This is a genomic window from Neobacillus cucumis (assembly GCF_016908975.1).
GTDB classification, from domain to species: domain Bacteria; phylum Bacillota; class Bacilli; order Bacillales; family Cytobacillaceae; genus Neobacillus; species Neobacillus cucumis.
The window spans coordinates 1-21,258 of record NZ_JAFBEX010000005.1 but is presented as its reverse complement, the minus strand read 5'-3'; the positions used below and the strand labels follow the sequence as shown (position 1 = coordinate 21,258).

Below are 21,258 nucleotides of genomic sequence, written 5' to 3'. Positions count from 1 at the left end.
GATTCTTGTCATTAGCCCCATAAAAAGACTATAATAGAAGATAATTATATCGGTTTGTAGGTGAATCGCATGCTGCAAGGTTGGTTTCTATGGTTTATCCTATTTTGGGTCGTCTTTTTAATAGGTTCCTTTTCGATAGGCGGCTTCTTTATGTTCCGAAAGTTTCTTAAAAAGATGCCCAAAGAAGATGGCAAATCCGACATGGATTGGGAAGAACATTATGTGAATGAATCCCTTCACCTCTGGGGTCCGGAAGAAAAAGCCCTCTTAGAGGATCTTGTCAGCCCTGTGCCGGAGTTGTTCCGAGATGTTGCAAAGCATAAGATTGCTGGAAAAATTGGCGAGCTGGCACTAAAAGAAAATGCTTCCGAAATTACCGAAGAACTCGTCATTCGAGGATATATCCAGGCGACACCAAAGCGGGATCATAAATTTTTACGTAAAAAGCTTTTTCAAAATCAAATCGATGTTACTCCCTATGAACATTTATTCTAAACCGCCCAATTTATGGCGGTTTTTTTATTGTGTTCCCCTGTCGACACAGCATATAAAAAACACTGACATCAAAGAAGTCAGTGTTTAGCATTAATTTTGATTATGAAGCTCTTTATACAGCTTCCGATAAGAGCGGTACATCGCCACACGCCAAGGTACTATCATGCTGTAGGCCAGCAAGAAGAACATGCCGCTTAGCTGTCCAATATCAATCGTACTGCTTAAGATGGCTTTTAGAATCAAACGAAGAATCAACAAACCGACAAGGATGTAGATAAACGCCTTCGATCGTTTTAAATAAATATCATTATCGCGAATCTCAAAATTGGATGTTTTGATCAATAGAATAGAGAAAAGCATACCAACAATGATTGCCTCACCAATTTCCATTGGCGTTAAACGAAATTCCGGTACCACATACATGAATGCCCCAGTGGACATAAAAATAGGCGGCAGGATAATTTTTTTCGCATTAGTCGGTTTCTTTGCGGCTTTCATGCGGACAAACAGTACAAAAAAGCCCATAAAAACAGCTCCGATTGAAGAAACAACAACGTAGTTCATTGGATTCAATCATCCCTTATCTAATTATTTACTCACCTATTATATCTCAAATGAAGAAATTTGAAAAAAAATATTACTGTTTTAATCATTAAAATATTTTAATCTTAAAGGGAATCCATACAATCGCTGGTAAGTTTGCTATGCCTTGCAAACTATGAACTTCTAAAAACCGGTAAAGCCACCAAACATTCCTTGAAAAACGATAATGATTTTGGTCATCCAGTCAAAGAAAAGGACAATCCCCATGACAATCATGATATAACCGCCAATTTTCATAATCTTTCCGCTGTGTCTTTTAATCCACTTCATCCGTCCAACGAAGAACGACAGAATTAAGAAAGGAATCGCAAATCCTAGAGAGTAAGCAAACATGTATAACACACCTGACCCCGGATTGGAAGCGGCAAGGAGAATGACAGCTGAAAGAATTGGGCCCGTACAAGGAGTCCATCCGGCGGCAAATGCCATCCCAATTAAAACCGATCCAATATAACCTGAAGGACGGTTTTTAAACTCATAACGGCGGTCCCTCATCATAAATTCGGGTTTAAATACCCCGACAATCATTAATCCAAATAAGACAATAAAAATCCCGCCTAACTGACGAATTAGGTCCTTATAGGATAAAAAGAAGCTGCCTATAAAAAACGAGGTTCCAAAACCAATAGCAATGAAAATAATCGAAAAACCGATTAAGAAGAAGATTGTATGCAGTAAGCTCCGTTTTTGTAGCATGGCATTTTCATCTCTTAGCTCCCCAACAGACATGCCGGTTATGTATGAAAGAAAGGCTGGATAGAGCGGCAAACAACACGGTGAAATAAAACTTAAAAAGCCTGCCCCTAATGCTAAAAATATATTTACATCAGACATGTATGAACACTCCCACTTAAGTCGATACCTCTTCATTCTAACAAAAATGCTCTCCAAATGATAATGGTTCACATGAATATTTTGTGTCTCAGTGATAACGCTTCATGAAATGGGAACTTTTCATATAGAATGTATGAAATGGATTTTTTCTTACAAATAACTTTGAAGTTATTTACATTATAGGTTATACTAGTAAAACAGTGCTATTTTGTTGATAACTCTCTTATTCTACTATCCATTTTAGGAGTTACTCCGGAAAGGACTTCGGCCGTGATAAAACAAGACCTTATAACTATGATAGAAACAAAGCGAGCTGAATTAATTCAAGTCGCCATCACGAACGGCTTGACATCCTCCGTTGCAATTCGCTACAGCCAGGAACTTGATAAATTACTAAACGAATATAATAGAATATATATTAAAAAAGTTCCATCCACAGCCCACTAACAGGTAAGCCTTGCATATCTATTCATGCAAGGCTTTTTTCTACTAATTTACCGCATCTTCTAACCTCTCTACCGCCCCATTTTGCAGCAGGAACATTTTATGATAAAGTCCTCCAAGGGCAAGCAGTTCTTGATGGGTCCCCCGCTCGACTATTTCTCCTTGGTGCAAGACAAGGATTAAATCGGCATCCTGAATCGTCGATAAGCGATGCGCAATCGCAATGGTTGTTCGACCTTTCCGCATTTTGGCCAAAGCGGTTTGAATCATTTCTTCTGTTTCCGTATCAATGTTGGCCGTTGCTTCATCCAACACCAATATTTTAGGATTGGCTGCAATGGTCCTTGCAAATGCGATTAATTGCCGCTGTCCACTTGAAAAAGTGGATCCTCGCTCTACCACTTTATGCTCATAGCCATCCTCTAATTTTTCAATAAATGAATGAGCTTGAACAAACTTCGCAGCCTCCATCATTTGCTCATCTGTTAGCCTATCGTTATGAAGGCGGATATTATCTTTTACTGTTCCAAAGAATAAAAATGGATCCTGAAGTACTAAGCCCATTTTCTCCCGTAGTTCAGGCTTCGTAAAATGTCGAATGGATTCCCCATCGATTAAAATTTCCCCTCGTTCAAATTCATAGAAATGCATCATGACATTAATAATTGAACTTTTTCCACTGCCTGTATGACCAACAAGGGCAACGGTTTCGCCCGGATTGGCTGTAAAAGTAATATGTTTTAACACATCTCTTGCTCCATCATAGGAGAAACTGACATTCTTAAACTCAATCTTCCCTTTGTCAATGGAAATGTTTTTTTCCTGTTGCTGGCCCGGTGCTAATTCTTCTTCATCTAATAATTGAAACACACGAGAACCGGCCACGATGGCTTGCTGGTAGAGCGAAAGCCTCATCATCATTTGATTAACCGGTTCAAAAAAACGGTCTAAATAATTAATAAAAGCATAGATGACTCCAATTTCTACTGTGTGACTGGAGGAGGTAATTCCAAAGAAGCTTAGAACAAGGATTAATGCAAAAATATAAATCAAATCAATCGCAGGTCTTAAGAGTAAGCCATCAATCTTAATATTTTTCATTCCCGCGTTATAATGCTGCTGATTGATGTCACCAAACTCCTGGCGAAGGCGTTTTTCCTGACGAAATACCTGTATAATCGGCATACCGGAAAGAGATTCCGCAAGCTTTGCATTTAACTGGCTCAATCTTTCACGCAGATCGAGGTAAAATCTTGAACTTAATTTTCGGTATAAATTCATCACAAACAGCAAAATCGGCAGAATGATGACACACAATAAAGCAAGCTTCACATTTAAGATAAACATTGCAATAAAGATCCCTGTCAGTAAAAACCCGCTTTGAATAAAAGTGGCAATCACCGTAACAAACATATCTTTTATCGCTTCTGTATCATTTGTTACCCTTGAAACAATACTTCCGGCCGGAGTCTTGTCAAAATATTTTAATCCAAGGGACTGAACCTTAGAAAATACATCAATTCGTAGTTGCTGGATTATATAAAGTGCTATCTCTTGAAATTTTACTAATTGAAAGAATAAAAGAATCGCTTTAATTACTTGAATCCCCATGTAAATGGATCCTAGTATCATTAAGGGTCTAAACATTAGCTTGCTAGGAGTTAAATAATCATCAATAAACACTTTCACTAGATAAGGAAGGACAATATCTCCAATGGTTGTTAAAATCAGCAGCACAAAGGCAACAGTGATGATTTTTTTATGCGGCTTTGTATAGGAAAGAAGACGGAATAAGACCTTTCTTTGTTCACGTTCTGACAGTTGTGTTTTCTCATCCATATGAATGTCCCCCATGCTCCACCAGTTCTTCTAGCTGCTGGCGTAAATACATTTCCTTGTACCGTCCGTCTTTTTCCATTAGTTCTTCATGTTGCCCTCGTTCCACGATTTTTCCTTCGTTAAGCACTAAAATCAGATTGGCATGTTGAATCGCACTTAATCGGTGTGAAGTGATGATGGTTGTTTTTCCTTCTCGATTCTCTCTCAAGGAAGAAAGGATTGCTTCTTCGGTTTTGGCGTCGACGGCTGACAACGAATCATCTAAAACTAATACCTCCGGAATCATCAACAAAGCTCGGGCAATGGAAATACGCTGTTTTTGTCCACCTGATAAAGAAACACCTCGTTCTCCGACCACGGTATGATAGCCATCAGTAAATTGAAGAATATCCTCATGAATATTGGCTAGTTTCGCTGCTCTTTCTATTTCCTCACTCGTAACCTCCGGATCTGTAAAAGCAATATTTTCGGCAACGGTAGCAGAAAATAAGAAATGATCCTGAGGCACATAGCCAATGGCTTCGCGAAGTTTTTCAAGCTTATAGGATTGAAGCGCTTTCCCATCAAAAAGAATTCCACCTTGATAACCTTCATATTCACGGATGAGCAGTTTTAGAAGCGTGGTTTTGCCTGAACCTGTTTTCCCAACGATCCCGAGTGTCTCGCCTTTTTGGAGCGAAAAGAAGATATTTTTTAAAGTAGGTCTTGTTTCCCCCGGGTAAGTGAATTCCTGAATCTTATAGTCAATATCACCCATTGGCATTGTAGCTAATGCGTTATGCTTGTCGGTGATTTCAACTTTCTCTCTTAAGAGTGCAGCAACACGGTCATAAGAAGCACGCCCGCGCTCAACAATATTAAATAACCAACCAAATGCCAGCATCGGCCAAATTAATAGACCTAAATAGGTTGTAAACGAAATTAATTCACCAATCGTTAACTCGCCATTAAGAACATATTTCGCGCCAAACGCTATTGAGAGAAAGAAAGAGATTCCGACGATAATCGAGATGGTCGGGTCATAGAGGGAATCAATTTTCGCGACGGTAAGGTTTTTTTGGACGACATCTTCCGACTGCTTGCGGAAATCCTCAATATCTTCTTGTTCCTGGCCAAAGGTCTTTATGACTTTTATCCCAGTTATGCTCTCTTGTGTTTTATCATTTAAGGAGGAAAAGGCTTCTTGTGCCTTGTGGAAACTTTTATGTAACATTGTCCCAAACCAGCTGGTCAGCATCGCCATAAATGGCATTGGGAGTAAACAAATTAAGGTCAGCTTCCAGCTAATCGTCAAGGCCATCGCGATAATAACAAATCCTCCGGTTGAAAGGGAGTCGACGAGTGTTAGAACCCCCATTCCAGCTGTTTGCTGAATGGCAGATAGATCATTGGTCGCATGTGCCATTAGATCACCAATTCGGCTTTTTTGGTAAAAAGATGGCGACATCTTCGTAAAATGATGGTACAACTGATCTCGTAAAATACGACTAAGTTTTACGGAGGAACCGAAAATCATGATTCTCCAAAAATATCGTAGTACATACATCGTTAATCCTACTGCCAAAAGGACTACAATCCATTTTATTAAAAGACCTGTTGTAATCGTTCCATCATGAATATCATCAGCGATGATGCCAATAACTTTTGGAGGAATTAATTGAAGAACCGCTACAAATAATAAAATGAGAATCCCAGATAAATAAGCTTTTTTCTCTTGTTTAAAAAACCATCCTAATTGTAAAAAAACTTTCAATAAAACACCCCCAAATCCTTGATTCACAAGGTAATTACTTCGAACATCGAGGTAATCATTTTATCAAATTTTTACAAATTAATAAATACTTAGAAAATGATAAAAAGCACTCATCTATTATGAGTGCTTGTCCGTTTTTATTTAGATTGCTGCTTGTTCATGGCTGCCATCATTTGGTTGATCTTCTTTTGAGAAGGCTTCATACCCATTTGCATCATCATCATTTTTAACATTTGTTCATTGATTGGCGGATTTTTCTTCAGGTAGGTCATCATATATCTACGTGCAATGAAAAATCCTAGTGCTACACCAGCTACTAATGCCAGTATACCAACTAGTACATAATACATTAAACTTCCTCCTTCATGTTGTCTACCATACAGTGTACTAAATAAAACGGAATAAAACAATATCTCATTTCAATTAGACAAATTTTCTTTCTTTTATAGGCTTTAACCACCCAATCCGCTCATGTTCGAGGTCAATCGCTATAAAGGAAGATTCACATTTTCTAAGTACCTCAAAAAAAGCGGTCTCTGCTTCATAGCTGCCTTCTGCTTCAACTGTTATTAAATCTTGAAAAACTTCTAACCTTGCCATGCTTAGTTTTCCACTTAAGTTTATGGTATATGCACCGTGATCTGCCTTAAATCCCTTCATTTTTCCGAGCTGTTTTTGAAGTAAACTATGGATTTTTAAGACCTCTACCTTCTTCGTGATATATATAATTTGTTTTTGTGTAATAAATTTCAACTCGCCGTCAGATGAATGGTGCTCATGAAAAAGTTGAAAAAAAATTCGCTCTCTTCCGAAGTAATGGGCGGCAAATTCATCTTCTATTAAATATAGCTGATATTTTCTCACCACTGTTCTCCCCTTCGTTGAAATCCTTTTTTCTATTATAAAAAAGCATTCACAAAACGTTTGTCTTACGGCGGCAAAAACTTTCACTACTTTTGTCGATTATGAAGTTACTAAACAGTTCGTTTATAGATTTCGGTAGAATTCATGAACTTTCCTTTTAATTTGAGCAATGTTCACAATATTGCAACCTAATTTTCGGGGTGGGAAGGTGGATTGGCTCAATTTAGGGGGTAATTGGCTCTAAATTTTGACTTTATGGCCGATAATTTGCAGGGTTTGGCTCATTTCTTGCCCTTATTGGCTCATTTAAAAAGCAAATCAGCTTATTTACCATTTTATTACAAAAGACAACCAAAAAAGAGAACGGAATATCCGTTCTCTTTACTTACTTTATTTTTGTAAAAGTGCTTTAACACGAGCTACCACATTATTAACGCTGAAGCCGTACTCTTCCATAACTTTTTCACCTGGTGCCGATGCACCGAATTGGTCGATTGCGATTACATCGCCTTCGTCACCTGTATATTTATGCCAGCCGAAAGAGGCTCCCATTTCAATTCCAAGACGTTTTTTCACATTTCTTGGAAGTACAGAATCTTTGTAATCTTGAGATTGCTGTTCAAAGCGATCCCATGATGGCATGCTGACAACAGAAACTTGGACACCTTCGCCAGCAAGGACTTTTTGTGCTTCAACTGCAAGACTCACTTCTGAACCAGTTGCAAGAAGTAGTGCATCTGCTGTTTCTTTATCAGCTGGAGACACGACATAGGCACCTTTTGAAACTCCATCATATGCATTGGTATCTGTACCTTTTAATGTAGGTAAATCTTGACGAGTCAAGACAAGTGCAGTTGGCTTGTTAGTTGATTCAACGGCAAGCTTCCAAGCGGCAGCTGTTTCGTTTCCATCTGCTGGACGAATGATGGATAGACCTGGCATTGCCCGTAATGCTGCAAGCTGTTCGACTGGTTCGTGTGTTGGACCATCTTCTCCTACTGCGATACTGTCATGTGTAAATACATAAGTAACAGGTAGTCCCATAAGGGCTGCTAGACGAATCGCCGGACGAAGGTAATCAGAGAATACGAAGAATGTTCCTCCAAATACTTTTACGCCACCGTGAAGAGCAATACCATTCATTGCTGCACCCATGGCAAATTCACGAACACCGAACCAGAAATTGCGGCCTTCATATGCACCTGGCATATAGTCGGCTGAACCTTTTATCATCGTTTTGTTTGAACCTGCTAAGTCAGCTGAACCACCAATGAAAATTGGAAGGTTTTTAGCGATGCCATTTAGAGCTTCACCAGAAGAGGCACGGCTTGCTAAACTTTTGCCTTCTTGGTAAACCGGAATATCCTTATCCCAGCCTTCAGGAAGTTCATTCTTTAATGCTTGTTCAAGCTGTGTAGCTAATTCAGGATATTCATTTTTGTATTGTGCGAATAAGTCGTTCCATTCTTTTTCTTTTTTCTCACCATTTTCAACGATAAGTTTTTGGAAGTTTTCATAAACTTCTTGTGGAACGTGGAAATCTTCTTCAAAGGTCCATTTATAGGCTTCTTTTGTAAGCTTTAACTCATTGGCACCTAGTGGTGATCCGTGAACACCAGAAGTACCAGCATGATTTGGTGAACCATAACCGATGATGGTTCTAACTTCAATCAATGTTGGACGGTCAAGATCATTTCTAGCTTCTTCTAATGCTTTCGCAATTTCATCAAGGTTATTCCCGTCTTCTACACGCAGGTATTGCCAGTTGTAGGACTCAAAACGGCCTTTAACACTTTCTGAGAATGATTTATCTAAGTCACCATCAAGCGAGATATCATTTGAATCATATAAAACGACTAAACGTCCTAATTTTAAATGACCTGCAAGTGAAGCTGCTTCTGCTGAAACACCCTCCATAAGGTCACCATCACCACAAATACTGTATGTAAAATGGTTCACAAGTTCATAGTTATCTTTATTATAAACACTTGCAACATGACGCTCTGCCATTGCCATACCGACAGCCATCGCAATACCTTGTCCAAGTGGACCCGTTGTGGCTTCTACCCCTTCAGTGTGGCCATATTCAGGATGTCCAGGTGTCTTACTTCCCCATTGACGGAATTGTTTAATATCTTCCAAGCTTAAGTTATAGCCGGATAAGTGGAGCATGCTGTATAACAATGCAGATCCATGACCTGCAGATAAAACAAAACGGTCACGATTAAACCAATGAGGATTCTTAGGGTTATGGTTCATGAATCTAGTCCATAATGTATATGTCATTGGTGCAGCACCCATTGGCATACCTGGATGCCCTGAGTTCGCTTTCTCAACTGCATCAATTGAAAGCGTACGAATAGATGTTACAGATAAATCATCAATAGTATTAAACATGAATTACATCCTTTCTTGTTCGCGAATACAAATACATCCTTAATATTAGCTTGCATTGTCTATTAATTCAACAAATAAACAAAAATTCTGATAGAAATCGACCTTTATTTCTTATTTTTTCACAAACGAGATGAATGTATGTAATGGTAAAAATAAAACCTCGCTTAAATATTTAAGCGAGGTTTATATTAATAAAAGGAAATTAATGAAGGGGTCTATTTTTTCTAGCTTTTAATTTTTCCGGTGTCACATCATTGCCTTCTGGGTCAATAAACTTTGTATTTGTTAATGTATCGAGCATATTTGCCCGGAAAGTGGCTAAATATTCACTTCTTAATTTGGATTGCTCTTTTGCTTCAAGCTCTGTTAATCCTGAAGATTTTGCTTTTCTCGCCAGTTCATTGATGCGAGCCATTTTTTCTTTTGAAAGCATTCCCATCCATCCTTTCTATCAAATGGTGACACTTGATTTTACTAAAAAAAAGCCATTATGACAAGATAATGGCCTATTGCTTCTGTGATTCTATATATTCCTGATATCTTCTATGGACAGTGGCTTTGGAAATGTTATAACCAAAACCTCTAAGGGTAGCGGCAATTTCAGCAAATGTTAGGTCGTTGTTTCGTAAACGAATAATTTGTTCAATAGGGACCTCAATTTTGTCCCTTCCAGAGGATTGTCCAAGATTTTTTAAATTTTTTTCAGGTCTATACCCTTGCTCTACTGCTCGTTTCATCCCTCGTTTAATTTTTACATTATGGAGCTTGCGTTGATATTCTTCTACCATGCTGACAATTTTTAATACCATTGAGTCCGATTCTGACAGCTCTAATTCGCCACTATGTGAAATACTATATAGTTTTATTCCTTCTTTTAATATGCAATGCAAGAGCGCGATTTTAGCGTTTCCTCTTCCAAGCCGTGTTTCATCTTGTATTAACAAGGCTTGTACTTGTGGTTCTTTAATTCGCTCTAAAACCTCTAGTATTCCTTCTCTTTCAAACTCATACCCGCTTGCTTGTTCTTTTATAATCGTCTCAATTTCCAATCCATACTCTCTGGCAAGCTGAATTAATTCTTCTTCCTGACGTTGTAAGGATGTTTCTTGTGTTTCTTTATTCGTACTTACTCGGCAGTATATAATGGCTTTCATTCTTTTCCCTTTCTATTCCTTTGGTGCACTCGCTAGTTCTGTTGTGTTGGCTTGGTCGTTTTTACTTACAGGAATGACAATCTTTTCACCCGGATAAATTTGATCTTTGATATTTTCATTATGTTTTTTCACCCAACTGACGAACTCTTTGTTTGATAATGAATGCTGATCAGCAAATTGTTCGGAAATGGTCCAAAGTGTATCTCCTTCAGATATAGTTACTTTAACATATTGATCATCTGATTGATGTTTTAATAGGATAACAAAAGCGATAGTAAAGCTAAGCAATATTAGAGTTATAGCATATGAGTATTGATTCCATAATTTTTTCATGATCCGCACCTCTTATAGAATATATGTTCTCTTTTTATTTAAGCTCATTATAGTCCGAACGTTTGTTTGATGTCAACCATTTTCTCGAACTTATGTTTGTATAAGGCAGATGAACATGCTATAATAAATACAACAATAACCAGACGAGGTGCATTTTATCATGGTAAAGATATCAAAGCGGCAGCAGGATATCCTGGAGTTTATCAAGGATGAGGTTAAAAGTAAGGGTTATCCGCCTTCAGTGAGGGAAATTGGAGAGGCAGTAGGACTTGCTTCCAGTTCTACGGTCCACGGTCATCTGGCCCGCTTGGAAAGTAAAGGCCTCATTCGAAGAGACCCTACCAAACCTAGAGCAATCGAAATACTAGATGCAGATGAAGCAGCACAGATTCCTAGAAATAAAGTCGTGAATGTTCCTGTGGTCGGAAAAGTAACAGCAGGTCTGCCAATTACAGCCATCGAAAATGTTGAAGAGTACTTTCCGCTGCCTGAAAGCTTAGCCCCTGCTGATGAGCAAGTGTTTATGCTAGAAATCATGGGTGAAAGTATGATAGAAGCCGGAATACTTGATGGAGACTATGTAATTGTCAAACAACAGCAAACGGCTAATAATGGGGATATTGTTGTTGCGATGACCGAAGATGATGAAGCAACATGTAAGAGATTCTTTAAAGAAAAAGACTATATCCGTCTGCAGCCAGAAAATTCTACGATGGAGCCGATTATTTTACGGAATGTATCGATTCTGGGAAAAGTGATTGGGGTATATCGTCATATTCATTAATCTTGGAGAGCTAATTTAGCTCTCTTTTATATTTGGGTTGGGATCTTCTAGTTGATTTCGACTTTATTTTGCTATTAAGGACAGTTTCCTTTTTCTCAATCGCTTTTTGTCTTTCAAACTTATGATGAAGAACAATTTCCTAATCCCAAACTTGAATTTTGTCCTTCACAACCGATGAAGAACCTTTCCCTTTTCCATATCAATCAAAATCACCCCGCAGAAAGCTATTCGTATAAAAACAAAAAGCCCCAGCGCCACACAGCGCTAGGACTTATTTTATCTCTTAGTACATGCTCATGTACTGATCGCGTTCCCATTGGTGAACGACAGTACGGAACATATCCCATTCAATTTCTTTTGCTTCTACAAAATGTTCGAAGATGTGCTCTCCTAAACCAGAAACGATTACTTCATCAGCCTTTAACTGATCTAATGCTTGAGCAAGAGTTGCTGGAAGATCGATGATTCCTTCTTCGATTCTTTCTTCCTTGCTCATTACATAGATGTTACGGTCTACTGGAGCTGGAGGAGTTAATTTATTTTTAATACCATCTAAACCTGCTTTTAATAGAACAGCCATTGCTAGGTATGGGTTTGCTGCTGGGTCAACACTACGTACTTCTACACGTGTACTTAAACCACGAGATGCTGGAATACGAATGAGTGGTGAACGGTTTCTAGCAGACCACGCTACATAACAAGGTGCTTCATAACCAGGTACTAAACGCTTAAATGAGTTTACAGTTGGGTTCGTTACAGCTGTAAATGCTGGAGCATGCTTTAGGATACCAGCGATGAATTGACGAGCTGTATCACTTAATTCAAGATTTCCAGATGGCTCATAGAATGCATTTTGTCCATTTTTGAATAAGGAAAGGTTACAGTGCATACCTGAACCATTAACACCGAATAATGGTTTTGGCATAAAGGTAGCGTGTAAGCCATGCTTACGAGCAATTGTTTTTACAACAAGTTTGAACGTTTGAATTTGGTCACATGCTGTTAGGGCATCTGCATATTTAAAATCAATTTCATGTTGTCCAGGAGCTACTTCATGGTGTGATGCTTCGATTTCAAAGCCCATTTCTTCTAGCTCAAGAACGATGTCACGACGGCAGTTTTCACCTAGATCTGTTGGTGCTAAGTCAAAGTATCCGCCTTGGTCGTTAAGTTCTAATGTTGGTTCACCTTTTTGATCTAATTTGAATAAGAAAAATTCTGGCTCAGGTCCAAGGTTGAAGTTAGTGAATCCAAGATCTTCCATTTCTTTTAAGACTCTTCTTAAGTTATTACGTGGATCCCCTTCAAAAGGTTTTCCTTCTGGAGTATAAATATCACAGATTAAACGAGCTACTTTACCTTTTTCAGCAGTCCAAGGGAAAACAACCCAAGTGTTAAGGTCTGGATATAAAAGCATGTCAGACTCTTCGATACGTACAAATCCTTCAATAGAAGAACCATCAAACATCATTTTGTTATCAAGTGCTTTTTCCAGCTGGCTAATTGGAATCTCAACATTTTTGATTGTTCCAAGAATGTCGGTAAATTGAAGACGGATAAACTTCACATTTTCTTCCTTCGCCATCCGTTGGATGTCATCTCTTGAATACTTTGGCATCATAATTCCCCCTACTTTTTAAAAGAATAATTAAACTTAATGGAAAAATCGAGACATATCGCCTTGGCGTAATGTAGATCGATTGTTTCTGCCTGAATGCATTAATTCATTTCGAAGAAGTTTTCTAAGTTGATCGTCTGTTAGATTTTGTTTTTGTTTTTCAGTTTGTTTTTCGATTACATTTGGTTCCTGATGCTCTTTGACCATGAACAATTGCTTAATTCCAGCCATATTCACACCTTGGTCAATCAAATCTTTAATTTCTAATAGTCTATCAATATCAATTAAACTGAATAGACGTCTGTTTCCCTCGGTTCTTGCTGGAGAAATCAATTGGTGTTCTTCATAATAGCGGATTTGTCTTGCGGTTAACTCTGTTAACTGCATGACCGTTCCGATTGGAAACAAGGGCATGGAACGACGTATTTCTTTTCCACTCACCAAATTTCTCCTCCCTTTAATAGTCAATCATAATCTAATTATATTTAGTGTGAGAAAAGATGTCAATGTTGCGTAAGATTATGTTACACGTTTTTTTAGAAATATTGAACATTTTTTTAAATCTTTTCCTATTTTATATTGCCCTGTTCGAGACTAATTAATCCCTTATTTACTAATTGGTCAATCGCTAAACAGATCGCCATTTTCACATGCGAATAGGTCAAACCACCCTGGACATACGCCACATATGGTGGTCTAAGCGGACCATCAGCAGTCAGTTCAATACTAGCACCTTGAATAAACGTTCCAGCTGCCATGATGACATCATCTTCATAGCCAGGCATATAGCTTGGATGGGGTGTGACATAGGAATTAATCGGTGACGCAAACTGAATGGCCTGGCAAAAAGACACCATTTTATCGCGATCATCGAATTGGACAGACTGGATAAGGTCAGTCCTTTTGGTATCCCATTTAGGAGATGAATTCATCCCCAATTCCTCAAGCATTGCCGCGGTAAAAACGGCTCCTTTTAAAGCCTGCCCGACCACATGCGGTGCAAGAAAGAAGCCTTGATACATTTCTTGAAGGCTATATAGGGAAGCTCCCGCCTCAGCTCCGATCCCCGGAGAGGTCATTCGGTAAGAACAGGCTTCTACCCATTGTTTTTTCCCGACGATATAGCCGCCCGTTTTCGCTAGACCACCGCCAGGATTTTTAATTAAAGACCCAGCCATTAGATCGGCTCCCACATGACAAGGTTCTTGTTCCTCGACAAATTCACCGTAACAGTTATCTACGAATACCACCAGTTCCGACTTAATTTCTTTAACAAAGGAAATCATCTGACCTATTTCCTCTACGGTAAAAGACGGTCTTGTGGCATATCCTTTTGAGCGCTGAATCCCGATCATTTTGGTATTCGGTTTTATTTTTGCCGCAACCTCATCCCAGTTAATCGCTCCTTCAGCCGTCAAGGCGACACTATCATAGGAAATTCCAAATTCTTTTAATGAGCCTACCCCATTGCCGCGAATTCCAACAATTTCTTCTAGTGTATCATAAGGTTTACCAGTTATGTAAAGAAGTTCATCCCCTGGTCTTAAGACACCAAAAAGGGCAATCGAAATGGCGTGGGTACCGGAGATAATTTGGGGACGGACAAGCCCTGCTTCTCCGCCAAACACATCTGCATAGATTTGTTCCAGTGTATCTCTGCCAATATCATCATAGCCGTAGCCAGTAGACGGGATAAAGTGTGTATCACTAACACGGTGTTTTTGATAGCTTTTTAAGACACGAAATTGATTGCTTTCAATCTTTTCGTCTATTTCTTTATGGACTTCAGCAATTTGTTGTTCTACTTTTCGAACCAGGGAGTAAAGCTTTTCCCCATTTTGTAACTGTTGAAACATGTTGGAGCTCCTAACTATATTGTGAATTTCTGTAATTGACCGGTGATTTGATGATCCGCGAGAGTAAAGCCCTTACAGCGGTAAAATTGGTCCTCTTCATCAAAAACCAGTTCTCTCAAGATGGTATCATTTTTTAATTGTGACAACAGCTTTCCTTCAGTTGAAGGGATCTTTACTTCGTAAGACTCCATCATGCCGATCAACACTTTTTGCATTTGTTCCTTTAAAGCTTGGCGGTCCTTTTCATCAAAGGCACTAATAAAGATGGTCGGGTTATCGGCCGTTGGAACAAAATCTGGATGTTGAATATCTCTTTTATTATACACGGTTATTTGCGGAATATCTTTTACTTCTAAGTCATCTAGCAATTTTTTTACCGTTTTTTCATGCTGATAGTAATCTGGGTTTGACATATCGACCACGTGTAGAAGCAAATCCGCTTCCTTTACTTCTTCAAGTGTAGAGCGAAATGCCGCAATCAAGGTTGTAGGTAGATCTTGAATAAATCCAACTGTATCCGTAATCAACGCTAAAAAACCACTTGGTAAAATCAATTTGCGTGTCATTGGATCGAGCGTAGCAAACAATTGATTTTCCTCATAAGACTCCGCTTCTGATAATCGATTAAAGAGGGTTGACTTTCCTGCGTTCGTATAGCCGACGATGGCCACTTGGAAGGTCTTATTTTTCTTGCGGCGCTCTCGATATCTGTCACGATGTTGAACTATGACGGACAGCTGACTTTTAATATCGTCAATTCTGCGGCGGATATGTCTTCGATCAGATTCTAATTTTGTTTCCCCCGGTCCTCTGGTTCCAATTCCTGCTCCAAGCCGTGATAAAGCCGTCCCTTGTCCGGCCAAGCGGGGAAGTATGTATTGCAGCTGAGCTAATTCAACCTGTAGCTTTCCCTCTTTTGAACGAGCCCTTTGTGCAAATATATCTAAAATAAGTTGGGTCCGGTCAATAATCCGAGCATCCATTTCTGAGCCAAGATTTCGCTTTTGACTTGGAGAAAGTTCATCATTAAAAATGACGATATCAGCTTCTAGCTCCTCGACGAGTGCTTTCAGTTCTTCTACTTTCCCTTTTCCAATATAGGTTGCCGGATGGATGCGGTCCCTTTTTTGGATTAAGGAAGCAATTACCTCTCCTTGTGCGGTTTCAGTTAAGGCACCTAACTCTTCCATTGAATAGTCAAAACGCAAATCCTCGTCACTATTTGTATGACAACCAACGAGAATAACCTTTTCCTTTGTTTCCTTTTGTTCCATAGGCATCCTTCTTTCCATACATGCTTATACCCATCATAACAAAAATTAAATGGTTTCTCTAATTTTCCCCAACCCTTTTCATATTAAAAAAATTGTTGTAATTTTCTTTCAGCATGATACAATTTTATTTGTTTGTTACTGTGCGTTTTTTACTATTATCATAGTGATTTTGTGACGAAAATCAGGGGAGAAATCAAACATGACATGGGAAGTTTTAAGTATGATTGGGACCATTGCCTTTGCCGTCAGTGGTGCCATTGTAGCAATGGAAGAGGAATATGATATTTTAGGGGTCTATATTTTAGGTATTGTCACTGCTTTTGGCGGAGGAGCGATTCGGAATCTATTAATAGGGGTTCCCGTTTCCGCTTTATGGGAGCAAGGTTTATTTTTTCAAATTGCCTTGTTGTCGATAACGGCGGTGTTTTTATTTCCAAACGATCTTCTACGTCACTGGCAAAAATGGGGAAACTTTACCGATGCGATCGGTTTGTCCGCTTTTGCGATTCAGGGGGCCATTTATGCGGAGAAAATGCATCACCCTCTTAGTGCCGTAATTGTTGCGGCTGTTTTAACTGGAATTGGCGGTGGAATCATTCGTGATTTGTTAGCCGGAAGAAAACCAATTGTATTAAGAGCGGAAATTTATGCTGTCTGGGCTATACTGGCCGGTTTAGCCATTGGTCTAGAGATTGTCGTGGATTCTTGGCAATTATATACTCTGTTTGTTCTCGTTACAGGTTTACGCGTTCTATCCTATACCTTCGATTGGAAATTGCCTTCACGAAGTATCGGAGTGGGACAAACCTTACAAAGTCATAAAAAAATCGGCGGATGATTGCATCCGTCGATTTTTTTCAATCCTCTTCAAATACCAAATCATTGCTCCTAAGTGTCATGAGTTCGTGCCGATCATAGCTATTTAACATTAGCAAGCGCATCGCTTGTGCCCGAACGGATTTTTCAATGACGTTCCGGACATATCTTCCGTTTGAAAAACTAGTAGGATTTAAGACAGCCTTTACCCAAATCAAATGATCTCGTAATTTCTTTTCGGCCTCATGGCTAAGCGTATATTCTCTTTCCTTCAACATTCTTGCCGAAATTTCCATCAGCTGATCAATATTATAATCCGGGAAATCAATCACTAAGGGAAAACGAGAATGAAGACCAGGATTTAAGGTTAGAAAATGATCCATTTCCCTTGAATACCCAGCTAAAATTAAGATAAATTCATGTTGCTTATCCTCCATATGTTTGACCAGTGTATCAATGGCTTCCTTCCCAAAATCCTTCTCCCCGCCACGTCCTAAGGAGTAGGCTTCATCAATGAAAAGAATTCCACCCTGAGCCCTTTTCACTAAATCCCTGGTTTTCTGAGCAGTATGCCCAATATACTCGCCCACGAGGTCTGCTCTCTCAGCCTCAATTAAGTGTCCTTTGGAGAGCACACTCATTTTTTGAAACAACTTGCCAATTAATCTGGCCACAGTGGTTTTCCCTGTTCCGGGGTTCCCTTTAAACATCATATGGAGGGCTTGCTTTCTTGCCTTCAGCCCCATTTCTTCTCGTTTTTTATTCACGTAAATCCATGCGTAAATTTCCTTTATCATGCGTTTCATTTCTTCCATGCCAACCAATGCCCCGAGCTCTTCTTCAATTTCTTTTAATGCGGTGTGCTCTGGGGGAATGACCTTTGGAACAACTTGAAAATCTGGTACCTCTTTTCTTACTGTTGTTTGCTCATGTGAATTGAGTACCACCCTTATTTGGCCGTTACTTCTTGTACGAAATGGTTGATCCAAAGCTATCACCTCTCATTCAGCAGACAGTATACATAAGGCAGCTTGATAAAAGCTATTAACGAAGTGTTTTAGGTTAGGCATAATCCTTCATACTATTTGTATTCACAATCCTCTGAATTCATTAAAGTTTATTTGATTAAATTAAAAAAGAGCCCGATTGAAGGGCTCGATTCTTTTAAAAATTTATTGATTGTCCAACTCAAGCTGGACATTTCGCTGCGGCGCAAAAGTGGAAATAGCATGCTTAAATACTAATTGCTGTTTCCCCTCTGATTCAAATAAAACGGTAAAATTATCAAAGCCCTTGATTTGGCCTCTTAATTGAAAACCATTTAATAGGAACACCGTTACATGGGTGTTGTCTTTGCGGCACTGGTTCAGAAATTGGTCTTGAATATTAATTGTTGTTTTCATTTGTATATCCTCCTCTTTTATCTCTACTAATATGTATTCGATTTTACTTGCAGCTTTCCTTCAACATATTGTGAAATTTCCCCTATTTTTTTTGAGAGATTATTCACATCTGTCATGTCAAACCATTGTACATCCATTTTGTTTCGAAACCAAGTCATTTGCCTTTTGGCATACCTTCTAGAGTTTTGTTTTAGTTGCTCTACCGTATCATCCCAAGTCATTTTACCATCTAAAAAGTCATAAATTTCTTTATAGCCGATTGCTTGGATGGATTGACATTCACGAAGACCCTTTTGAAATAAGGATTTTACCTCATCAAGAAGTCCTTGCTCAATCATTAAATCTACCCTTCGGTTGATGCGATCATATAGCATTTCCCTGTCCATCGTTAAACCAACAAGAGCTGTCTCGTATAATAAATCCGGCTGTTGATTACTCTGGAATTCTTTCATGGTTTTCCCTGTCAACTGAAATATCTCTAGGGCCCGAATGACTCTCCTTACATTATTTGGATGTATTTGAGTAGCATTTTCTGGGTCAATCTTTTGCAATTCTTTGTACAATGCTTCATTTCCAATGCCTTTTGCTCTTTCCTCAAGCTCTTTCCGTAAAGTCTCGTCACCGGGAACATCTGAAAATTGATAGTCATAAATGACAGACTGTACGTATAGCCCTGTCCCGCCAACAATGATGGGAAACTTCCCCCTTTTGGCAATCTCATTTATTTTAGCACGAACGAGGAGTTGAAATTCTGCAACTGAAAAATTTTCCTCCGGGTCCTTGATATCAATTAAATGATGTGGGATACCTTGCATTTCCTCTTTTGTTATTTTCGCTGTCCCTATATCCATTCCTCGATAGATTTGCATGGAATCTCCGCTAATAATTTCACCGTTATAGCGTTTCGCCATTTCGATACTCAGGTTGGTTTTTCCCACTGCAGTAGGGCCAATAATAACTAATAATTTTTGGTTGGAATCCACGATTTTTCTCACTGCCTTATGCTTTATTTCAGTGGTGGAAGATGTCTACTCCACTTCCACCCCTTTATGGTAACACAATTTTAATAAGCAGTAGAACATCAAACAATTATATACAAAAAACATCATTTCTATGCAATGACAAATATGATTTTTTCGACACATTTCTTACAATTTTGCAAAATAATCCTCATAACATTACAAAAACATAACGGTTCATTTACAAACGACCATCTACCCCCAAATTCATGTTAGGCTTAATCGTAGTTTTTAAATGTACTTAATAATTTAGGAATAGGTGAATAAAAATGCTTTCTAATTTTGATATTGGGATTGATTTAGGAACTGCTAATATATTGGTCTATAGCAAAGTTAAAGGAATTGTTCTTAACGAGCCATCGGTTGTGGTCATAGATACGAATACAAAGAATGTCGTGGCGGTTGGGATTGAAGCCAAAGAGATGATCGGGAAGACACCGGAAAAAATCGTCGCCATCCGACCGTTAAAAGATGGGGTTATTGCAGATTTTGATGTCACGACAGAAATGCTTAAAAGCGTAATCCGCAAGGCATCTAAAAAATTAGGTTTCGCTCTTCGTAAGCCAAACGTGGTGGTATGTATTCCTTCGGGTTCGACTAGTGTGGAACGCAGAGCGATTCAGGATGCAGTCCGTAATGCGGGTGCAAAGAAAATTACTCTGATTGAGGAACCTGTAGCGGCTGCGCTCGGAGCAGGAATGCCTGTCGATGAGCCTGTTGCCAATGTGGTTGTCGATATTGGCGGTGGTAATACCGAAGTAGCGATTATCTCTTTTGGTGGTGTAGTGGCCTGCCACTCGATTAAAGTTGGCGGCGATCGCTTGGATGACGATATCATTCAATTTGTCCGCAAAGAGTATAATGTTTTAATTGGAGAAAGAACGGCTGAAAATATTAAAATGGAAATTGGTTATGCACTAATTGATCATGAGGAAAAGTTTATGGATGTGCGCGGTCGTGATTTGGTAACCGGTCTGCCGAAAACTATTACGCTATCATCTTATGAGATTCGCAACACAATTAGGGAATCACTGCTTCATATTTTGGAGGCAATTCGGGCTACGCTTGAGGATTGTCCAGCCGAGTTAAGTGGTGATATTGTAGATCGAGGTGTCATTCTGACTGGTGGCGGATCGTTGCTGAATGGAATGGAAGCGTGGCTAAGTAAGGAAATTTTCGTTCCGGTCCATCTTTCAACAAGCCCGTTGGAGTCTGTTGCGGTTGGAACTGGACAAGCGTTGCAATATATTAATAAGATTCACGCTGGTGTAAAATAGATATTTTAAAAGGCTACAGGATTTCCTGTAGCCTTTTTCTTTGTGTGATAGGTAATCCTTATTTTTGGTCAAAATAATTTTTTATTTTGACCGATTTTCTAATATTTGCCTGCCTGCGGGCAATATAATCATTTATTTTGACCGACTTCCTATTATTACGCCTGCCTGTGGGCAATATAATCATTTATTTTGACCGACTTCCTATTATTGCGCCTGCCAGCAGGCAATATAATCATTTATTTTGACTGACTTCCTATTATTGAGCCTGCCTGCGGGCAATATAATTATTTATTTTGACCGACTTCCTATTATTGCGCCTGCCTGTGGGCAATATAATCATTTATTTTGACCGACTTCCTATTATTACGCCTGCCTGCGGGCAATATAATCATTTATTTTAACCGACTTCCTATTATTGCGCCTGCCAGCAGGCAATATAATCATTTATTTTGACTGACTTCCTATTATTGAGCCTGCCTGCGGGCAATATAATTA

Annotated in this window: 22 protein-coding genes; 5 read left to right on the top strand and 17 right to left on the bottom strand. The window is 39.0% G+C overall.

Features of this window, described 5'->3' with window-relative positions; genetic code table 11:
• The first annotated feature begins 69 nt into the window (after window positions 1–69).
• The gene (locus tag JOC76_RS07805) at window positions 70–495 is read left to right on the top strand and encodes a DUF2621 domain-containing protein (protein WP_205177042.1); all 426 of its coding nucleotides are present in this window, start codon (window positions 70–72) and stop codon (window positions 493–495) included.
• A gap of 90 nt (window positions 496–585) precedes the next feature.
• Here JOC76_RS07805 and JOC76_RS07800 read toward each other — a convergent pair whose 3' ends face one another.
• Entirely contained in the window at window positions 586–1,059 is a 474-nt protein-coding gene (locus tag JOC76_RS07800; protein WP_205177041.1) for a CcdC family protein, read from the bottom strand.
• A 162-nt stretch (window positions 1,060–1,221) separates the two neighbouring features.
• A complete protein-coding gene (locus JOC76_RS07795) occupies window positions 1,222–1,932 on the bottom strand; it encodes a cytochrome c biogenesis CcdA family protein (RefSeq protein WP_205177040.1) in 711 nt (236 codons plus the stop codon).
• 294 nt (window positions 1,933–2,226) lie between these two features.
• Between JOC76_RS07795 and JOC76_RS07790 the strand changes: the two genes are divergently transcribed.
• Window positions 2,227–2,379, top strand: a complete 153-nt coding sequence (locus JOC76_RS07790; RefSeq protein WP_239557608.1) for a Spo0E family sporulation regulatory protein-aspartic acid phosphatase — start codon at window positions 2,227–2,229, stop codon at window positions 2,377–2,379.
• A 42-nt stretch (window positions 2,380–2,421) separates the two neighbouring features.
• Here the strand turns inward: JOC76_RS07790 and JOC76_RS07785 are convergent, their stop codons facing one another.
• From JOC76_RS07785 to yneA, 8 genes are all read right to left on the bottom strand, one after another.
• Window positions 2,422–4,215: an ABC transporter ATP-binding protein gene (locus JOC76_RS07785; protein WP_205177038.1), complete on the bottom strand. Its 1,794-nt coding sequence runs from the start codon at window positions 4,213–4,215 to the stop codon at window positions 2,422–2,424.
• Window positions 4,208–5,968: an ABC transporter transmembrane domain-containing protein gene (locus JOC76_RS07780; RefSeq protein WP_205177037.1), complete on the bottom strand. Its 1,761-nt coding sequence runs from the start codon at window positions 5,966–5,968 to the stop codon at window positions 4,208–4,210. The genes JOC76_RS07785 and JOC76_RS07780 overlap by 8 nt, the downstream gene beginning before the upstream one ends.
• 137 nt (window positions 5,969–6,105) lie before the next feature.
• Complete coding sequence (locus JOC76_RS07775) at window positions 6,106–6,318, bottom strand: YneF family protein (protein ID WP_205177036.1); 213 nt, start codon at window positions 6,316–6,318, stop codon at window positions 6,106–6,108.
• A 73-nt stretch (window positions 6,319–6,391) separates the two neighbouring features.
• Window positions 6,392–6,832 carry a sporulation inhibitor of replication protein SirA gene (sirA, locus tag JOC76_RS07770; RefSeq protein WP_205177035.1) on the bottom strand — a complete coding sequence of 147 codons (441 nt, stop codon included), beginning with the start codon at window positions 6,830–6,832 and terminating at the stop codon, window positions 6,392–6,394.
• A gap of 390 nt (window positions 6,833–7,222) precedes the next feature.
• Window positions 7,223–9,229 (bottom strand): transketolase, encoded by a 2,007-nt coding sequence (gene tkt, locus JOC76_RS07765; RefSeq protein ID WP_205177034.1) that lies wholly within the window; start codon window positions 9,227–9,229, stop codon window positions 7,223–7,225.
• A 202-nt stretch (window positions 9,230–9,431) separates the two neighbouring features.
• Window positions 9,432–9,662, bottom strand: coding sequence for a DUF896 domain-containing protein (locus JOC76_RS07760; protein ID WP_098528585.1), 231 nt, complete (start codon window positions 9,660–9,662; stop codon window positions 9,432–9,434).
• 73 nt (window positions 9,663–9,735) lie between these two features.
• Window positions 9,736–10,383, bottom strand: coding sequence for a YneB family resolvase-like protein (locus JOC76_RS07755; RefSeq protein WP_205177033.1), 648 nt, complete (start codon window positions 10,381–10,383; stop codon window positions 9,736–9,738).
• 12 nt (window positions 10,384–10,395) lie between these two features.
• Window positions 10,396–10,716 carry a cell division suppressor protein YneA gene (gene yneA / locus JOC76_RS07750; protein ID WP_205177032.1) on the bottom strand — a complete coding sequence of 107 codons (321 nt, stop codon included), beginning with the start codon at window positions 10,714–10,716 and terminating at the stop codon, window positions 10,396–10,398.
• Window positions 10,717–10,876: 160 nt separating this feature from the next.
• Between yneA and lexA the strand changes: the two genes are divergently transcribed.
• Window positions 10,877–11,500 carry a transcriptional repressor LexA gene (gene lexA / locus JOC76_RS07745; RefSeq protein WP_205177031.1) on the top strand — a complete coding sequence of 208 codons (624 nt, stop codon included), beginning with the start codon at window positions 10,877–10,879 and terminating at the stop codon, window positions 11,498–11,500.
• Window positions 11,501–11,783: 283 nt separating this feature from the next.
• Here lexA and glnA read toward each other — a convergent pair whose 3' ends face one another.
• The 4 genes from glnA to hflX all read right to left on the bottom strand — a co-directional run bounded on the left by glnA (window position 11,784) and on the right by hflX (window position 16,248).
• A complete protein-coding gene (gene glnA, locus JOC76_RS07740; protein WP_205177030.1) occupies window positions 11,784–13,118 on the bottom strand; it encodes a type I glutamate--ammonia ligase in 1,335 nt (444 codons plus the stop codon).
• Window positions 13,119–13,154: 36 nt separating this feature from the next.
• Entirely contained in the window at window positions 13,155–13,532 is a 378-nt protein-coding gene (locus tag JOC76_RS07735) for a MerR family transcriptional regulator (protein WP_205177270.1), read from the bottom strand.
• 155 nt (window positions 13,533–13,687) lie between these two features.
• Entirely contained in the window at window positions 13,688–14,974 is a 1,287-nt protein-coding gene (locus JOC76_RS07730) for a methionine gamma-lyase family protein (RefSeq protein ID WP_205177029.1), read from the bottom strand.
• A 14-nt stretch (window positions 14,975–14,988) separates the two neighbouring features.
• The gene (gene hflX / locus JOC76_RS07725; protein ID WP_205177028.1) at window positions 14,989–16,248 is read right to left on the bottom strand and encodes a GTPase HflX; all 1,260 of its coding nucleotides are present in this window, start codon (window positions 16,246–16,248) and stop codon (window positions 14,989–14,991) included.
• 199 nt (window positions 16,249–16,447) lie between these two features.
• On the opposite strand from hflX, the gene JOC76_RS07720 reads away from it, so the two are divergent.
• The gene (locus tag JOC76_RS07720; protein WP_205177027.1) at window positions 16,448–17,086 is read left to right on the top strand and encodes a trimeric intracellular cation channel family protein; all 639 of its coding nucleotides are present in this window, start codon (window positions 16,448–16,450) and stop codon (window positions 17,084–17,086) included.
• A gap of 19 nt (window positions 17,087–17,105) precedes the next feature.
• Here JOC76_RS07720 and spoVK read toward each other — a convergent pair whose 3' ends face one another.
• The 3 genes from spoVK to miaA all read right to left on the bottom strand — a co-directional run bounded on the left by spoVK (window position 17,106) and on the right by miaA (window position 19,450).
• The gene (gene spoVK / locus JOC76_RS07715; RefSeq protein ID WP_205177026.1) at window positions 17,106–18,053 is read right to left on the bottom strand and encodes a stage V sporulation protein K; all 948 of its coding nucleotides are present in this window, start codon (window positions 18,051–18,053) and stop codon (window positions 17,106–17,108) included.
• 183 nt (window positions 18,054–18,236) lie between these two features.
• Entirely contained in the window at window positions 18,237–18,467 is a 231-nt protein-coding gene (gene hfq, locus JOC76_RS07710; RefSeq protein WP_007083878.1) for an RNA chaperone Hfq, read from the bottom strand.
• Window positions 18,468–18,493: 26 nt separating this feature from the next.
• Complete coding sequence (gene miaA, locus JOC76_RS07705) at window positions 18,494–19,450, bottom strand: tRNA (adenosine(37)-N6)-dimethylallyltransferase MiaA (protein WP_205177269.1); 957 nt, start codon at window positions 19,448–19,450, stop codon at window positions 18,494–18,496.
• Window positions 19,451–19,755: 305 nt separating this feature from the next.
• On the opposite strand from miaA, the gene mreBH reads away from it, so the two are divergent.
• Window positions 19,756–20,763, top strand: a complete 1,008-nt coding sequence (gene mreBH / locus JOC76_RS07700) for a rod-share determining protein MreBH (protein WP_205177025.1) — start codon at window positions 19,756–19,758, stop codon at window positions 20,761–20,763.
• The last annotated feature ends 495 nt before the right edge of the window (window positions 20,764–21,258 follow it).

Coding starts and splice junctions, on each gene's coding strand:
- hflX (WP_205177028.1), bottom strand. CDS start 16,248: ATGGAACAAAAGGAAACAAAGGAAAAGGTTATTCTCGTTGGTTGTCAT.
- tkt (WP_205177034.1), bottom strand. CDS start 9,229: ATGTTTAATACTATTGATGATTTATCTGTAACATCTATTCGTACGCTT.
- lexA (WP_205177031.1), top strand. CDS start 10,877: ATGGTAAAGATATCAAAGCGGCAGCAGGATATCCTGGAGTTTATCAAG.
- JOC76_RS07805 (WP_205177042.1), top strand. CDS start 70: ATGCTGCAAGGTTGGTTTCTATGGTTTATCCTATTTTGGGTCGTCTTT.
- hfq (WP_007083878.1), bottom strand. CDS start 18,467: ATGAAAACAACAATTAATATTCAAGACCAATTTCTGAACCAGTGCCGC.
- JOC76_RS07790 (WP_239557608.1), top strand. CDS start 2,227: ATGATAGAAACAAAGCGAGCTGAATTAATTCAAGTCGCCATCACGAAC.
- JOC76_RS07735 (WP_205177270.1), bottom strand. CDS start 13,532: ATGCCCTTGTTTCCAATCGGAACGGTCATGCAGTTAACAGAGTTAACC.
- yneA (WP_205177032.1), bottom strand. CDS start 10,716: ATGAAAAAATTATGGAATCAATACTCATATGCTATAACTCTAATATTG.
- JOC76_RS07760 (WP_098528585.1), bottom strand. CDS start 9,662: ATGCTTTCAAAAGAAAAAATGGCTCGCATCAATGAACTGGCGAGAAAA.
- JOC76_RS07755 (WP_205177033.1), bottom strand. CDS start 10,383: ATGAAAGCCATTATATACTGCCGAGTAAGTACGAATAAAGAAACACAA.
- JOC76_RS07785 (WP_205177038.1), bottom strand. CDS start 4,215: ATGGATGAGAAAACACAACTGTCAGAACGTGAACAAAGAAAGGTCTTA.
- glnA (WP_205177030.1), bottom strand. CDS start 13,118: ATGCCAAAGTATTCAAGAGATGACATCCAACGGATGGCGAAGGAAGAA.
- JOC76_RS07795 (WP_205177040.1), bottom strand. CDS start 1,932: ATGTCTGATGTAAATATATTTTTAGCATTAGGGGCAGGCTTTTTAAGT.
- JOC76_RS07730 (WP_205177029.1), bottom strand. CDS start 14,974: ATGTTTCAACAGTTACAAAATGGGGAAAAGCTTTACTCCCTGGTTCGA.
- mreBH (WP_205177025.1), top strand. CDS start 19,756: ATGCTTTCTAATTTTGATATTGGGATTGATTTAGGAACTGCTAATATA.
- JOC76_RS07720 (WP_205177027.1), top strand. CDS start 16,448: ATGACATGGGAAGTTTTAAGTATGATTGGGACCATTGCCTTTGCCGTC.
- JOC76_RS07775 (WP_205177036.1), bottom strand. CDS start 6,318: ATGTATTATGTACTAGTTGGTATACTGGCATTAGTAGCTGGTGTAGCA.
- JOC76_RS07800 (WP_205177041.1), bottom strand. CDS start 1,059: ATGAACTACGTTGTTGTTTCTTCAATCGGAGCTGTTTTTATGGGCTTT.